This window comes from Paenibacillus sp. 11B, assembly GCF_030487755.1.
In the GTDB taxonomy this organism is placed as follows: Bacteria; Bacillota; Bacilli; order Paenibacillales; family Paenibacillaceae; genus Paenibacillus; species Paenibacillus vandeheii.
Window position 1 is genome coordinate 71,445 of sequence record NZ_JAUKNS010000005.1, and the last position, 16,152, is coordinate 87,596.

Annotated in this window: 13 protein-coding genes; 2 read left to right on the forward strand and 11 right to left on the reverse strand. The window is 48.2% G+C overall.

The annotated features are described in order from the left end of the window. Positions 1-267 precede the first annotated feature (267 nt). The 6 genes from Q0V21_RS22480 to Q0V21_RS22505 all read right to left on the reverse strand — a co-directional run bounded on the left by Q0V21_RS22480 (position 268) and on the right by Q0V21_RS22505 (position 4,360). Positions 268-1,023 carry an amino acid ABC transporter ATP-binding protein gene (locus tag Q0V21_RS22480; protein ID WP_301880701.1) on the reverse strand — a complete coding sequence of 252 codons (756 nt, stop codon included), beginning with the start codon at positions 1,021-1,023 and terminating at the stop codon, positions 268-270. Between the two features lie 62 nt (positions 1,024-1,085). Beyond that, entirely contained in the window at positions 1,086-1,745 is a 660-nt protein-coding gene (locus Q0V21_RS22485) for an amino acid ABC transporter permease (RefSeq protein WP_113054586.1), read from the reverse strand. 109 nt (positions 1,746-1,854) lie between these two features. Further along, positions 1,855-2,625, reverse strand: a complete 771-nt coding sequence (locus Q0V21_RS22490) for an amino acid ABC transporter substrate-binding protein (protein ID WP_024628860.1) — start codon at positions 2,623-2,625, stop codon at positions 1,855-1,857. Between the two features lie 132 nt (positions 2,626-2,757). Beyond that, positions 2,758-3,315 (reverse strand): DUF4825 domain-containing protein, encoded by a 558-nt coding sequence (locus Q0V21_RS22495; protein WP_301880703.1) that lies wholly within the window; start codon positions 3,313-3,315, stop codon positions 2,758-2,760. Continuing rightward, entirely contained in the window at positions 3,312-4,004 is a 693-nt protein-coding gene (locus Q0V21_RS22500; protein WP_301880704.1) for a permease prefix domain 1-containing protein, read from the reverse strand. The genes Q0V21_RS22495 and Q0V21_RS22500 overlap by 4 nt, the downstream gene beginning before the upstream one ends. Next, complete coding sequence (locus Q0V21_RS22505; RefSeq protein ID WP_301244364.1) at positions 4,001-4,360, reverse strand: PadR family transcriptional regulator; 360 nt, start codon at positions 4,358-4,360, stop codon at positions 4,001-4,003. The genes Q0V21_RS22500 and Q0V21_RS22505 overlap by 4 nt, the downstream gene beginning before the upstream one ends. A 71-nt stretch (positions 4,361-4,431) precedes the next feature. On the opposite strand from Q0V21_RS22505, the gene Q0V21_RS22510 reads away from it, so the two are divergent. Continuing rightward, positions 4,432-5,082: a hypothetical protein gene (locus Q0V21_RS22510; RefSeq protein WP_301880705.1), complete on the forward strand. Its 651-nt coding sequence runs from the start codon at positions 4,432-4,434 to the stop codon at positions 5,080-5,082. 133 nt (positions 5,083-5,215) lie between these two features. On the opposite strand, the gene melA is transcribed toward Q0V21_RS22510, so the two are convergent. Both melA and Q0V21_RS22520 read right to left on the reverse strand, forming a co-directional pair. Beyond that, positions 5,216-6,721, reverse strand: a complete 1,506-nt coding sequence (gene melA, locus Q0V21_RS22515; RefSeq protein WP_079349902.1) for an alpha-glucosidase/alpha-galactosidase — start codon at positions 6,719-6,721, stop codon at positions 5,216-5,218. A gap of 180 nt (positions 6,722-6,901) precedes the next feature. Beyond that, on the reverse strand, positions 6,902-7,864 hold the full coding sequence (locus tag Q0V21_RS22520; RefSeq protein ID WP_079350017.1) for an AraC family transcriptional regulator: 963 nt from the start codon (positions 7,862-7,864) through the stop codon (positions 6,902-6,904). Positions 7,865-8,086: 222 nt separating this feature from the next. Between Q0V21_RS22520 and Q0V21_RS22525 the strand changes: the two genes are divergently transcribed. Next, on the forward strand, positions 8,087-8,689 hold the full coding sequence (locus Q0V21_RS22525; protein WP_079349903.1) for a histidine phosphatase family protein: 603 nt from the start codon (positions 8,087-8,089) through the stop codon (positions 8,687-8,689). Positions 8,690-8,922: 233 nt separating this feature from the next. On the opposite strand, the gene Q0V21_RS22530 is transcribed toward Q0V21_RS22525, so the two are convergent. The 3 genes from Q0V21_RS22530 to Q0V21_RS22540 form a co-directional block, all read right to left on the reverse strand. Beyond that, positions 8,923-11,340: a rhamnogalacturonan lyase gene (locus tag Q0V21_RS22530; RefSeq protein WP_483312384.1), complete on the reverse strand. Its 2,418-nt coding sequence runs from the start codon at positions 11,338-11,340 to the stop codon at positions 8,923-8,925. Between the two features lie 727 nt (positions 11,341-12,067). Beyond that, positions 12,068-14,500, reverse strand: a complete 2,433-nt coding sequence (locus tag Q0V21_RS22535) for a glycoside hydrolase family 6 protein (RefSeq protein ID WP_301880706.1) — start codon at positions 14,498-14,500, stop codon at positions 12,068-12,070. Between the two features lie 556 nt (positions 14,501-15,056). After that, positions 15,057-16,148: an efflux RND transporter periplasmic adaptor subunit gene (locus Q0V21_RS22540; RefSeq protein WP_301880707.1), complete on the reverse strand. Its 1,092-nt coding sequence runs from the start codon at positions 16,146-16,148 to the stop codon at positions 15,057-15,059. Positions 16,149-16,152 lie beyond the last annotated feature (4 nt).

The window sequence follows — 16,152 nt, forward strand, 5'->3', positions numbered from 1 at the left end:
CTGAAGTAATTTCAATCCACGCATTCCATACGGAGTGCGACAGCGAAAAAAACACGTAACAACAGCATATGTATATATACTAATTACGTGTTTTCGGTCATATTGTCATTTACTATATTTAGTTTAATATACGAAACCCATTATATTCAAGTAATCTGTTGCCAAAAGGTCACAAAATGACATTTCCGACAAATTCCGAGGTGCGAATCTCCCGGGGGTTTCATGGGAGCTTGGCATTCGCACCTGCCCATACTCCTGTTCAATCCTCTACCCTTCCACTTCCACCCGCTGCAAAAACGTGCGAGTACGTTCCAGCTTGGCATTGCCAAAGATCTGCTCCGGAGGTCCCGCCTCGGCAATTTCGCCGTTATCCATGAAGAAGACGCGATCCGCGACATCGCGGGCGAAGCTCATCTCATGGGTGACGATCATCATCGTCATATTCTCCTGCGCCAGCTGCTTGATGACACGCAGCACTTCCCCCGTCAGTTCGGGATCAAGTGCAGATGTCGGCTCGTCGAACAGCAGAATATCCGGCTGCATCATCAGTGCGCGAGCAATGGCTACGCGCTGTTTCTGTCCGCCGGACAGGTTGGCAGGATAGGCATCCGCCTTGTCGGACAGCCCTACTTTACCGAGCAATTCCAGACTGCGCTGCCGGATGATTGCCGAGCTTTCTTTTTTCAACGTCTTCGGTGCCAGTTCCAAATTCGCCTGTACCGTCAGATGTGGAAACAGGTTGAAATGCTGAAAGACCATGCCCATGCGATCCGTAATCTTCCGTATATCCGCGCCGCCCGCATATGTTCCGTTCTCAGCCAGCGTCTGGCCTTGAATGCGAATGGTGCCACCCGAAATATCCTCGAGATGAATCAGGCTGCGTAGCATCGTACTTTTACCCGAACCCGAAGGTCCGATCACGGCGATCACTTCACCCGGCTCCACGTTGAATGATACCTGCTTCAGCACATCAAGTGTACCGAATGATTTTCTTAATTGATTCACTTCTATAATATGTGTCATATGCAGACAGTCCTTTAATTGATGAGATTAGATAACTTCGTAAACTTCTGTTCCGTGCGCGTTTACTCAAATGTATAACGTTTCTCCAGTGCCTTGAAGAACAAAGTGAGTACCATGGTCAGCAACAAATAAATAATACCGGCAATCAGGAACGGTGTCAGACGGAAATCACGGTTTACCGCGGCCTGTGCGTAATGCAGCAGCTCAGGTACAGCCACAGCATACAGCAACGCCGTATCTTTGATTAACGTAATCGATTCATTCGCCGTCGCAGGTAGCACAACCCGGATCATCTGTGGGATGATGACTTTCGTCATCGTCTGCCATTTGCTTAAGCCCAGTACCTGTGCAGCTTCATGTTGTCCTTTATCAATGGAAAGCAATCCACCTCTGAAAATCTCGGCAAAGTACGCACCATAATTCAAAATAAAGGCCAGTGCTGCCGCCGTGAAGCGGTCAAATACAAGATACTCCCCTACGCCTGGAAGCAGCGGCAGACCGAAGCAGAAGAACAACAGCTGAAGCATCAGCGGCGTTCCCCGCATCACATAGACGTACGTATGAGCGATCCACGCCAGTGGCTTGAACCGGCTTTTCATCAATAAGGTTACTCCAAATCCAAGTGGTACAGACACTATAATTGCCAGCAAAAATAAAAAGATTGTGGTCTGTGCCCCTTCAAGCATGGGCTTCATAACGCCCAGTAAATACTCCCAGCTCATCGCAATCGGCTCCTCTAATCTGTTAACCCCGAATTCCGCAGGAGACTTGCTCCTTTTTGGAATCCGGGGTCATGTTGTTTACTACATATGTCAGGCAAATGGCCTGATCCTATTTCAAAACTTCATCTTCACCAAACCATTTGGTGGAAATCTCGGCTGCTGTTCCATCGGCATTCAGCTCATCCAATGCCTTTTGCAGCTGGTTCAGCAGTTCTTCATTGCCTTTTTTCACACCAATGCCGTATTGTTCCGGAGCAAGGGATTCATCTAACAGTTTGAATGTGCCCTCTTCCTTGGACATGTAATATCTCGCGACCACTTCGTCAATGATGACTGCATCCAGACGTTTGGTTTTGAGATCGGTCAGCGCAAGTACATTGTCCGGGAACTCGGACGCATTCACTTTATCCTTCAGCGGACTTGCCGCCAGTGCATCTGCCGCCGAGGACAGCGCCTGCAATCCTACATTTTTGCCATCCAGTTCATCCAGCTTCGTAATCGGTGAGTCCGCCAGTGTAACTGCAACCTGACTGTTCTCCAGATACGGCTTCGTGAACAGCACTTTATCTTTCCGCTCATCCGTAATCGTGTACCCGTTCCAGATCAGGTCGATGCGGCCGCTGTTCAGCTCCGATTCTTTGGAAGACCAGTCAATCGGCTGGAACGTAATTTCTTTCCCCATTTTCTCTGCTGCTGCTCTTGCGTAATCAATATCGAAACCTACAATTTCATTCTTGTCATCCCGGAAGCCCATTGGAGCAAATTTATCATCTATCCCCACGATAATGGCATTATCATCCTTGCTTCCCGAGCTGGAACAGCCCGCCACAACAATCATGCATATGCTGATCAATAATAGAAATATCGCTTGTTTTCTCATCTCTCTAACCCCTCCATGTCTATAACCAAACCCCAAACGCTTTAGTTCGTTACCACGTTATCAGAGTCTTATAATAACATAGCATGGGAGAAGAGTCGAGCATGTTGCCAAGTTCATTCATATCTATTCCGGTCAATTGTCAACAATTTGTGAAAAAGCTTCTTTCACTTGCGCCGGTTCCACCAGCTTCTTACGCACCGATGCATCCCACTTATCCGGTTCCTGGAGAGTCTTCAGTTCCGTTCCAGCCCATTGCCGGGCGGCTTCACGGCTCAAAGTATATTGAACATCCTCAAATGAATAAAGCACATGCTCCAAATTATCAATCCATACAAAATTGGCAGCAGCATTATATACAAGGATTTGTTCCAACTCTTCGGGCTTCATATCACTGGCGTTCATCCTGTATTTAATCTGAGCCGTAAATGTCTCTGGATACAACTGATACCCATTCAACTGGTCGCTTAGAGGCAAGGCCTGATTTAAATGGCTGAGATTGGAGAAGTCTCCCATATAAGCACTGCGATATTTCGCTAATGCCGCAAAATCATGGGTTAACGGATCTTGCTGCTCCGCCTCATACTGTGTCTGCTTGGCCTCTATTCTCGGATTAACGACACCCTCAACTACAATTACACCACAAATACCGAGAATGACCAGTGCAATAATCCATTTGTTCTTTCCACTCATATGACATCACCGACCTCATACTTGCCCACAATCCGATACGCCCTCTGCACGATTAAAGGAATAATAATACTTAGCAAAGGTATGGCAAAAGCAATCGCGATTACCGTAAATTGATAGGGTCCTTCTATCTGAATCGGACGACTATACCAGATGTTGCTTCCAAATCGCAGCGCAGCCTGTGTTCCCCACAGCACAACGATGAGCCCTGCCCATAACCACCACACTCTGCGCGTCCATTGCCATAACACAGGTGTTCGAATTACGGTGATGTCCTCTGGATCAGCCGATGTATTTTTATTTTTCAACATATAAAATACATACATTCCACCCACAATCACACTCATAAGCATGAGCAAGTTGTTAATGGTTGCACCTTGGATCATGACTCTCATTGGAATCGTAATGATCCAGGCGATAAGACAATAGATCAAGGCAGACTGCAACACCGCAGTCCAATAAGGAACACGCTGTACCCTGCGATGGTCACTCATGATCTGATCTATACCAGCTGCATGCAGAATAGCGGTCTGAAAAGCCTGCTCTTCGTCCATTCCCTGCTCCAAATAATCTTCGATTCGTGCAGCAAGATTGCTGTGAATCTCTTCTTTTAACTCCCGATTGGCTAACGTATCCTGCGCGCGATCGAAAAGACGATTCACATGGCGGGTAATGCGAGCTTCTAATGTCATATCCCTTCATCTCCCTTTTCCCCGGAAATAATCATGCAGTCAATCAATGTTTTGGCTGCGTGCCAAGCTTGAACTTGCTGTGTATAAGCTTCCTGGCCCTGCGTTGTAATCCGGTAATATTTGCGTCGTCCTCCCTGGGTCTCTTCCCCCCAGTAGGATTCCACATATCCACTCTTCTCCAGCCTTTTCAGACTGGAATATAGCGTCGGTTCCTTTAATTCAAACCGTTCTCCACTCTTGCGATAAATTTCCTTAATAATGCTATAGCCGTAGTTATCCTTCAGTATAAGTACACTCAGAATAATGGGGTCAATGTTGCCTCGAATTAGATCACTGTTAATAGCTTGCTCATCCATCTGCCAGATTCACCGACTTTCTTCAATCCTGGGTATACTATAATACATATTACTATGTCTGTAAATGTAATATGTATCGTGTAGTAAATACTCATTTATATAAGCAACATTTTTCTCTTACTTCTCGTCTGGAAGATATTAGGGAGGTGGATACAATAAAAATCTTCAATACTATGGGAACGTTGTTCTCACTGTTGTTCCTTACAATTTTGCTGATATTATCTGGCTGTAATCCTACTTCAATTAACGGTACAAACGGAACTGCCTCGCCCCCAACAACTAATCCAAAGGAAGGCAAGATAGGATCAAAACAGGTTCAGGAACCGGAGCCCAACTTACCTCAGAAACTGCCTACGCCAATTATTAAGAGCAAAAGCGGCATCTCCATTCCTTCTGTACAGGGCAGTTATTGTTGGAGTGGAACGTGCGTTGATTACGCTAGCCTAAATTTTGAAGACAAAAGTCCGATCTCAGTTCTTGCCGGTGAGGAAGTATCCATAGATATGGGCATAGATATCCCCCCGGATGAGATAAGTATTTCTGAATATGTGGACAACCGCAGCCAACCCATTACTTCAACGGGTGGGACCTTCCAACTTCCCAAGGAACCAGGGACATATTATTACGGAGCATTTGTCCGCTGGTCTTCCCCTCAAGATTCGCAGATCAGCCTGGGAGATACTTCTTTTGCGTTTGTAGTTCGTGTTGTGGAGAAAAAATAAAACCAAACAGGGCCCCTCCACTACCGGAGAGGGCCCTGTTTACTGTTTATATTTCTGATTCGTTATTTCTTATTTATTATTTCTTTCGATCATATTCCCATTTATATTCCGTTGTTGTACATCCTGCCTTTATCTATTGCTGCACTTTCTCGCGATCTTTCCCTTTATCTGATTCACCCGCATTTTTGTTAGCAGCATCGCGATCCTGCTGCATTTCTTCAACGGTTTTCACTTTGAGACGTGCAGCACCTTCATATTCCTTCGTTGGAATCAGGTTGCCCGCAGCGAGTCTTGCTTCTGCCGCGGCAATGGCATCACCATATTGCGGTAACCACTCGGCTTGAGCGACCAGCATTTCGTCGACCATTTGCCAGATTTCTTTTGGATTACATACTGCACCCACGAGTGGGTCCATCATGAACGCCTGACGCAATAGTTTGTCGTCACCATGTACAGCAGCCTCAACCGCAAGCCGTTGTACGGAAATGCTTACGTTACACACGGCAGCCGGACCGAGCGGCAGATCACCTACATGTGGCATCGAAATGCCGTTGCGGTCCACATACCCCGGTGCTTCGATGATGGCATCATCCGGCAGGTTGGAAATCACACCATTATTAACGGTATTGAAATGTCCGCGGTATACGCGCCCCGTCTCCAACCCTTCTATAATGTAGGAACCATGTTCTCCGCCGCGTTTTTCTGCAACAAATTGCATCGGCTCATCCTTCATCCAGTTCGGGAAGTCGGTCTCAAACCAATTTCTGCCCTCTGTACATACGCGTAAATACCCGCCTGTCTCGCCATTAATCCAGTTGCCCAGGTCGATCCAGTCCATGATCTCTTCCGGACGTTTGCGGTACCAAGGCACATATTCACTAAGATGACCATTCGATTCCGTACTGTAATAACCAAATCGGCGCAGCATATCGATCCGCACTTTCTCGGTGCGGCTGTACTCTGGATGTTTCTCGAAGGCTTCAAGCAAATCGCCTGTAAGGTCTTTGCCTTCATGGGACGCCTTGATGTACCAGGTCTGATGATTAATTCCGGCACACACAATATCCACTTCATTCATTTTGAGTCCAAACGCATCCGCAATCTGGTGATGCCCATGCTGTACGCCGTGACATAGTCCGATCGTACGCACACCGCCGTACTTGTTGCAGGCCCATGTCAGCATGGCCATCGGATTGGAATAATTGAGGAGCAGCACATCCGGTGCGCTTTGCTTGCGAATATCTTTGCAGATGTCGAGCATTTCGGCAATTCCGCGCTGTCCATACATAATTCCACCTGCACACAATGTATCCCCTACACATTGATCCACCCCATATTTGAGCGGAATATCCACATCGGTTGCAAAAGCCTCCAACCCACCCACACGGATTGTACACAGTACATACTTCGCGTCCTTGAGCGCTTCTCTCCGGTCCGTTGTTGGCTGAATCTGAATATTCAGTCCATTCTCGCGGATATCGCGCTGACACAGCTCGGTAACCATGTCCAGATTGTGCTGATTGATATCGCAGAAAGCAACCTCAATATTGTTAAACTCCGGTACCGCTAGTAAATCCCGCAGCAACCCCCGTGTAAAGCCGATACTGCCTGCCCCGATAAATGCCACTTTAAACGACATGCACAATTCCTCCCGTAATCCGAGTATATTCGTTCCGGTTAATGATCTCACTTCATGAAATCATTGTAGCAACGGGCTATAAGGAAGCGTTATCAAAATCATGACCTCTTCACCACGAGGTTGTCAAAAATCCTCACTTTTGTATCCGCCGCGCCTTACTATCCAGATAAACTGCACGATTTATTCTTCAGCGGGATAATGACTGACATGTCGCTCCATCAAGGAACGGAATTCAACCGGAGTTCGGCCCGTATATTTCTTGAATAACATATGAAAATATTGTCTGCTCCCCACCCCCACGTAATCGGAAATTTCGGAGATTGGAATATCTGTCTGTTGCAGCAGCATCTTCGCCTTTTCCATTCGAAGCATTGTGAGATAATCCGTAGGTGTGCGCTTCGTGTGCTGGCGAAAAATACGATGCAAATACCCCGGATGCAGATTCACCGCTGCCGCGATATCCTTCATTTGAATATTGCGATCCATATTGTGATGCATGAATTCAATCGTACGTTTCACGTACAGCTCCGTCTGATCCAGCGCACTTCGATTGATCTCCCCTCGAAGTCGTGCGACCCTAACCAGCAGTTGGATAAAAAGTGTACGTACCAGCGTCCCCTGCTCAGGGGATTTCAGATCCCGGGCTTCGCGATGATGTGAGCGTTCCTCCGGCGGAATAATCCGCATGGGTGCAGAAGGTCGTCCCTGCTCCATCAGACCGCGCTGATCCAGCTCCAGCACCAGGCTTTTCATAATGTGATACACCTCTTCCGGGTCAGGCAGGACCAGATAAGGCGAGTCTTGTGTTAGAAAAGCATGGACTTCATCCTCTTCCAGCGCGATCTGGCGAATGGAAGGCTGTCCTGGCTCCGATCTGGCAACTCCAAATTCCACATTCAGCATGCGGCACGGGACGCCATCTTTCACCAGCAGACGGTGCGGAACCCCCGCGTCCAGCAGAATGAATTGCCCTTTTTTCAATACAGCCTGTTCCGAACTCCCATTCGGCATCTGTACATCGACCCGGCACATTCCCGAAATGATGTACATGATCTCCGTGGAATCATGATCGTGATAGGACATCTGGTAGTTGTCCCATTGCTTGTAATAGTACGCATAGAAACGCGGTCCATAGTCCTCCATGCGCAGTTTCTCCTGAAACAGACTGCCTGTCCACTGTTTTGCTTCCAATGCCTTGCACCTCCGTTGCTTCAACGATCCTCACTTTTCTCCATTGTAGCAAGTCCTGGCGATGTATAGCATCATGTAAATGAAAAACATTGCGATTATAAATTAGATAATTATATAATTAGCTATAAATCTAATCATTTTTTTATCCAATCTATAAGCAGGAGGTCTTGAGGGATGAAAACTACATTTTTTCTGGTGAGACATGGGGTCAAAGAAAAGCAAATTGGAGATGTACCCCTCACATCCGAAGGAGTAGTACAAGCTAAGTCAACAGCACTTTATTTGTCTAATGTACCTGTCACCAAGATCATCGCAAGCCCACTTCGAAGAGCAATCGACACAGCGGCGCATATTGCTCTCCAAACAAACGTGACAGTGACTGAGGACCAGCGTCTGCGGGAACGCGCCAACTGGGGTGACCTGCCTGAACAAACCTTCGAAGAATTCATTGCGATGTGGGACAGATGCACATCCGATCCAGACTTCCTGCCACCCGTAGGCGACTCATCTAAGCAGGCAGGCGAACGTTTGGCCTCTTCCCTAACGGAATTGGTGAATGTAGATTCACCAGAAAGCTATATCGTTATCGTTACTCACGGCGGGTTAATTACGGATTTTCTCGTAAACACATTTTCAGAGCAGGAACTTAATGTCTGGCATCCTGACTTTATAGCCATGCAAAGTCAACTGATTCCCGAATGCTCCATCACCACATTGATCCATGAGAACGGGAAATACACCATTCAAGATTTTGCATCCGTAAAACATTTGGAATGATGATGCCGTCAGTCGCGTCGGTTTAGCCATTTCAAAAAAACTCCGGGTAACCTCCCGTACGCCTAAACGCACCGAGGTTACTCCAGAGTTCCGCTATATCACCATACAGGTATTGCGTTCTTCAAGCCCAACCTTCAGAGGATCATATCATCTACGTTTTGGGCCACTTATCACTTATCACTTATCACTTATCACTTATCATCTATCATCTATCATCTATCATCTCTTACTTCTCACTTTCCACCCTTACCCGACTTGGGCGTGTGGAACTTGGGCAGTGTAACCTTAGACCAGTCGATATCCGATGCCATGTAGAAGGATGGGTAAGACGGTTGATTGTACCCACTGTTCTGTCCGGCAATGCCGACACGATACATCGCGTCATGCATCAGCGTGTACAGTTTGCGATCTGTCTTCTCGGTGCTCAGATAGATGCGGATCGCCGAGCTGTCTTCGGTTCTGACCAGCATCTCTTCCCGCCAATCCCCAAAGATATCCGCTACGAGAGATGGCGTACCCTTGGTATAATTGTTGGTCAATGTTCCGGTTGCGGTCAGCAGCGTGCCCCGATTCCAATCCTTGATCGTAGGTGTGACATCGATGGCACCGTCCACGATCTGAGTTGTCATATCTCCTGCCCAGCGAATGTTCATATTGGTGCCAGGGGCTTTATCACTTATTTTCTCACCGCTGGCTGTCCATAATCCCACGGCCCAAGTCTCCAGCCCACGGCGGGTCGGATCCACATCACCAATCATACCGCGTCCGGTATCTTTGCCCGTGTATCCACCATAAATCACTTCCCCAGTCTTCGCATCCCGCAGGGAATATCCGTATGGCGCCCAAGGACCACCCTCATGCACCATAAAGATCTCAAGTCCCGGACGATCCGGATCAATATCCGCTACATGAAGCGCATCCCCGTGGCCCAGACGCGCAATCGTTCCCGGAGCGGCGCTCTCCGCAGGCATCAGGTCCTTGGAGCTGTACAGCACACTGCCATCATGATCAATCGTGGCCGAGCCGTACACAATCTCCTGTTTGCCGTCTCCATCCACATCAGCCACACTGAAATAGTGCGCGCCTTGCGTTGTAATTGAGCCATACACCGGATCTGTACCGTCCACCCCATGCGGACCGTCATTGAACGGGTTCTTCATCGGTGTCCAACCACTGTCTACCTTCCATTCACGTTTGAGCTTTTTGCCATCCCAGTTGTAGGCGACCAGTGTGGAACGTGTGTAGTACCCGCGTGCAAAGATTGCTGATGGTTTCTTCCCATCCAAATATGCCACGCCTGCCAGAAAACGATCTACCCGGTTCGCCGGTTCAATACGCGCCATCGCGTAATCGCCCCACATCAATCCATCATCCTGTCGTCCCGGCTCATAAGGAATGGTCTCCAGCTCTTTGCCTGACCCTCCTTCGAACACCGTTACATACTCAGGCCCATCTACGATGAAGCCTTCGAACTTGCGCAGCTCATTCTTGGCACTGCGGCTTGGTGCATACACATCGATGAAGTAATCGGCCAAGCTCTCAGCATCCTTCTGAGACAAAGGATAACTATACTTTTTCTCCATCCCAAAAGCTTCCTCCAGCGTAGCAGGCCAGTTGCCCTTCACGACCTCTTCATGCTTATGCCAATTCTTGAACATATCCACGACATGATCATAGTAGCCATCTGCACTTAAACGGAAATCATCTTCATTAGAGTAACCAGCCTTGCGATCCTGCTTCGGAAGGGTGATGTATTTCTCGGACGTCACTTTTCCTTTTTTGTTATATTGGATTATCTTGGTGCCCGGAGCGGTCTTGAACATCATCTCAGCCTTGCCATCCCCGTCAAAATCATAAACGAGCATCTGTGTATAATGAGCACCCGAACGGATGTTGACCCCGAGATCGATTCGGTACAACAATTGTCCGTCCAGCGTGTAACAATCCACGTACGTTTTACCGGTGTAGCCTTTTTGCGAGACATCCTTGGCGTTAGAAGGGTCCCATTTTACAAAAAACTCATACTGTCCGTCCCCGTCCACATCGCCCACACTCATGTCATTCGCAGAATACGAGTAAGCTTCTCCCACTGGCGTCACACCATCGGCCGGTTTTTGCAAAGGAATATCGACGTAGCCGTTCGCCCAAGGTTTGACGGATGCACTGCGTTTGCTCTCCTTGCCCTTCTGGCTTACTGCTGCCACTTCATAACGGGACGACGATTTGCCTGCGGCATCAACATAGTTGGTGCTGTCGGTTACCGTAGCAATCTTTTTGCCATCACGATATACGTTAAAGTCTGTACCTGTCAGACCTTTATCGCTATACCCTGTGGCCTCATCACCAAGCAATCTCCAACTGAGAAAAACACCCTCCGAAGAAGACGCCGCGACCAGACCGCGATCCAAATATTCAAGCTGAATGTCTTTCAAAGAACCACCTCCCTTATGTGACTGCAGGCTGGCTTCAGCCGCTCTGTTCTCATTGGAAGCTGCTGCTCCGCTCGCACCCGCTGTTCCCGCAACCAGCAAAGCAACGCTTAGTGCCGAAGACAGCATTTTGGCTGCAAGTGGCAAACGTACCTTTTTACGATTGGAGTGCATACCTGAAACCGATCCTTTATGTATCGGCGCTGTTGTTTTGGATTTCATCGACCTTCACTCTCCTTGAGATAGAATGGGTGATGCTTGTGGTTGTGTTTGGATCGTTGCGGCATCCTTCAATCCTACAGACATTCATATCCTTCAAATTTAACTGAATGCGCTTACAAAAATAAGAGAGAATAATCTGCTTGAACAGACTTCTCAGACTTCTTCGATTCCGTCCCCCTTCCATTGCCTCTCCATCAGAGCAGCTCCGCCCTGCCCATCGGGTATTATTATAGACATCCTACCTGCCGCGACAAAGGCAAATATCCGTCCAAAACGATCAATATTCAGTGTTGTTCAGAAGACATTTAGGGAATCAAACCGACGAACGAATCTGTCCGAAGGAAGACTCAGGCTTACCGCCAATTCTTATCTAACGAATCTCACACACCCTATTAGGGCGTAAAACTCAAACAACGAATCCTAACGAACCTCAGTAACCTTATTCGGACCAAAACGGGTCTAAGCGGGGCTAAATCCACCCCAATTTACTGATTAGCGTGTCTAGGATTCGTTAGAATTTCCAACTACACCAAATCACCTATATAGCGTCTACTCTGTTCGTTAGAAAAGAAAGAAGGCTGTCGCCAGATCATTTCCATGATCAGAGGACAGCCCTGCTTCATTCGTCCGCTTACACATCCCTAATTTCGGATCTTCAAGCGGCTCTTACATGCTTCCATCAGCGAACTTCATTTTTCACAACCGAACCAACTGCATAACATTCCTATTAAGGCTCAATGCCCCAGACCAGAGTGCCGCCTTTATAGAGAGTTACCTTGTTCCAGTCCTGATAGGATGTTTTGGTTGGATCGTAGGAGTAATCATTGGATTCATCAAAATTGCTCCAGTCCGTTTTGTACATACGAAGCTGGATATCCCCGGATTGTGCACCTGCCTGAATCGAACCTGCTCCAGCAGTGAAGCTGAGCTCCACATAGGAATCGGTGAACGTGCGCTGGATGTTAGCACCGCCCACCTGTGCCCAGTCGATCGCAGAGTCCATTGCTGCGGTGCCTTCTTTGGAGAAGTAATAACGGATTTTCAGATCACTCAGGTTTACAGCTGTGTTGCCTACGTTTTTGATGTTAAAGAACGGCTTGATCTGATTATCTGCTGCGTTCGTGTCTCCCGCACGATATTGCAGAACCAGATCACTGGTCGGGACAACCACACTTTGTGGTGTTGCGGAAGCTGCGGCAGAATTGGCACTTTCCCCGGCAGCGTTCACGGCACTAACCACATAATGATAGGTCGTTCCATTGGTTAGACCCGTATTCGTGTAGAAGGTGCCGCTCACGTTGGCAGCAACCGTCGTGAATGGGCCCGATGCACTCAACGCCCGCTTCACGTTATAACTTGTCGCACCTGCAGAAGCCGCCCAGGACAAGCTAATTTGCGCATTGCCAGCCGTAGCTGTCAGTGCTGTTGGTGCAGCAGGAGCATTCACACCTGCAATGGGTACAGCACTTTTTACAGCCGAATTGGCACTCTCACCTGCAGCATTTACGGCACTAACCACATAATAGTAGGTTGTACCATTGATCAGACCTGTGTTGGCATACGATGTTCCGGTCACGCCCGCAGCAACCGTCGTGAATGGACCCGATGCACTCAACGCCCGCTTCACGTTATAACTGGTCGCACCTGTGGAGGCGGTCCAGCTCAGGGAAACCTGTGCGTTGCCCGCTGTCGCAGACAGTGTTGCCGGAGCTGCTGGAGCTGTCGTTGCACCCCCTCCACCATTGCTGGCAGGAAGAACAGGGAATGAGTTTTGCACCAGCATGACGAATTGATCATGGAACCAGTGACCCGACACCGGTGCGTTAGGCAGTGCACCGGTCAATACACCATCACGAGTCGTGAATGTTGGATCACACATCCGGTCGAAGCCTTTTCCTTCGTTATTCGGAATTTCCGAGCTGGATCCATCAGATTCCCCTGGAGGTTTGACCCATACATAGGCATCCAGATGGGCTGGTCCTGGTGCTGCTTTTGGCGCTTCACCTATGCCTGCTCCGCTGTTGTTACACCAGTTCCCCCGGTGATCCCGCTTATCCACACGCCCGGAGTTCACGTACGTGTTAATATCACTGCCTGTGGCAGACGTTGGACGGTTAACCCCGCCCCATCCATTGCGGCTGGTATCAATAAGGAAGCCCGTGCTGGCCGGCCAACCTGCTTGTACAAATCCGCTATACAGTGCCGCAGTGAAATCGGTTTCGTCAAAGTACGGATTCCACTCATAAAACTTGGAGGACTTGATCGGTTGTCCGCCGATGTTCAGATCCGGGTTGGTCAAATTCGGTTCGCTCAGCGGTGTGCTATTCGCTGTGTTCGTGATGAATCCGTCTGCGCTGCTCAGACCTGCCGTTGTTCCTTCGACAACGTTAGTATAGAGCGAAATTGCACCTGTACGGTTGTTATCCCAACCAAGCCAGCCGGAGTGACCAATATCCAGGTAGTTGTACACATTCGGAACGGCATGCAGCTTTTCCAAGGCATATTTCACGCCAGCTTCGTAGATGCCTGTTGAACTCGCCTGGGCACAGGCTGGTGTACTGAGGTTGGTTACCAGATTGGGCAGACTGTCCGGCTCAATGATGGCGATGATGCGAATGTCCTGATACTTAGGTTCTGCAAAAATATCGGCGATTACATTGATATAATCATTTTTATACGTCTGCAGCGCCGCCTGTGTTAGTGGAAGTTCACCATTGGACGCAAGCGCATGGCAATCCCGCCCAGGCAAGTTGTAGATAACGAATGAAGCGGTAATCGGAGTGCCTGCTTTCTTTTGTGCCAAAGCGGCATCCAGATGCTGCTCCACACTTTTGCGTCCAGCATTGTCTGTTCCACCATGAATGGCGGCAATACGGTCGATCCAGACTGCCGTTGGATAGGATTTGACCGTTTCCATCTTGGCTTTTAACGACGCATCACTGGTGAGAGCAATGGACGTATCCACGAGAGCGGAATAATCCTGGTTTAAATACGCCGTAGCTCCGACAAACGGATTATCCACATGTGCTTCAGCCGCCTGACTCACTCCTGGAGCCATGCCCGGGAAAATGCCCGCTACGAGCAGCGTTGCTGCCAGCATTTGTTTCACACTTCTGCGAAGGACTTTTCCGCCTCTCGATAAGGTTTTCGATTTTGTCATTAGGGTTCCACCTTTCCTGTGGTTGGATTGGGTATATACTCATGTCTGATCCTCTGTGTCGGCAAGATGCTATGCACGGTAGAGAACATAATGATGAGCTGTTGGAACTTCACCTCCATGAATGCAGTCAAATTGGGACAAGCGTAGGTCAACAACAATAGAGCCTGAACTGTAACAAGAAACAGAGATTGTGTCTTACACTGAGGTTAAGTGACAAATCAAGGGGGATAACATCTGTAGGTGTGTGCGGGTGATCTTCGGTGAACGGCTTTCAAAGCTTTACTCAGACTTCAATTTAGTAAGCGCTTACTTTTAGAGGTTTTAAAAAAAGGCTACCCTCGATACAAACCTCACATCGCGTGTCCACCTCCTTATGAATCTGATTATACTCTATGTAAATATTACTGTAAATTGAATTTATTAAATTATATTATAATTAATTCCATAAATCAGGCAGGGATTTTGAGATGTGCCTGCCCAAGCCATAAGAAAGGCTCATCACGGACTTATCCCCCGTAATGAGCTAATTCACATCGTATATTTTCATGCTCTCTTTCTATGGAAGCACTACAATATCCCCCGGTTTCAAACCGTTCAGTACTTCCGTCTTGTCATCTGTCTCGATTCCTGTTTGAATCGTCTGCTGAGCATATTGCCCGTTGCCTTGATCCAGCATTACATATGCCATATCCTGATCACGCATGACCGCCAGCGTGGGAACCACCGTCGCTTTCTCCTTGCGCAGCGTTTCAATCTTGCCCTCCAGACTTAATCCACCGATCAACTTGGCGTTTGGCTTCAGATCAATGACAATATCGAATTGGGAAGGCTGCTTGAGATCTGTTTCCGTTCCCTTTTTGGCAAACTTGGAGATTTTGCTGACCTTTCCGGTTAACGCAACCTCCTTATTGCCCGTCATATGTACGCTTACAGGCATACCAGTTTGAATTTTGAAAATGTCCTGCTCACTAATGGTCGCCACAAATTGCAATTTGCCCGTATCTACAATAGTACCCACATACTGACCTTCGCTCATCATACGTGTCTTGGTCTCCGTATCATTCATCAGAAACACGCCGGATACCGGCGCATACACGGTGGATAAACCGATAACCGCCTTCTTTGCCTGAACCTCCTGCTCCTTCACAGCGATGGATTCCTTGTTCATTTCGTTGGTCAGTCGTTTGGTCTCCCGCTCGGCGAAGGCTTTCTTCCGCTCTTCTTCGGTGACCCCTAATGGCTCGGAACCGTTTCCCTGATTAAGACCAATCTCATTCAATTGAGCTTCCAGCCTCGATTTCTCAATATCGGTCTCCAACTGCTGCACTTCTGTCTGTAATGCTTTCGAATCAAGCGAGAACATAACGGCTCCCTTACGAATGGGCTCCCCATTCTCCACATTCCACTGCTTTATTTTCGAGGCAAAAGGAGCATAAACATCTGTCTGCTTGGCATAAACCGATTTGCCTTTGACCTGAATTTCCTGCGTGACCGTCTCCTGAGTGACTTCAAATGTGATGGGCTGCGGTGCCTCAATGGGCGCTTCGGGTACCGGTTTATATTGTTGGTATAGGAAATATCCAACACCCGCGAGCAGTCCGATCATGATGATTCTCTTTATCCATTTGCTTATTGCCGAATTCTTCATTGCC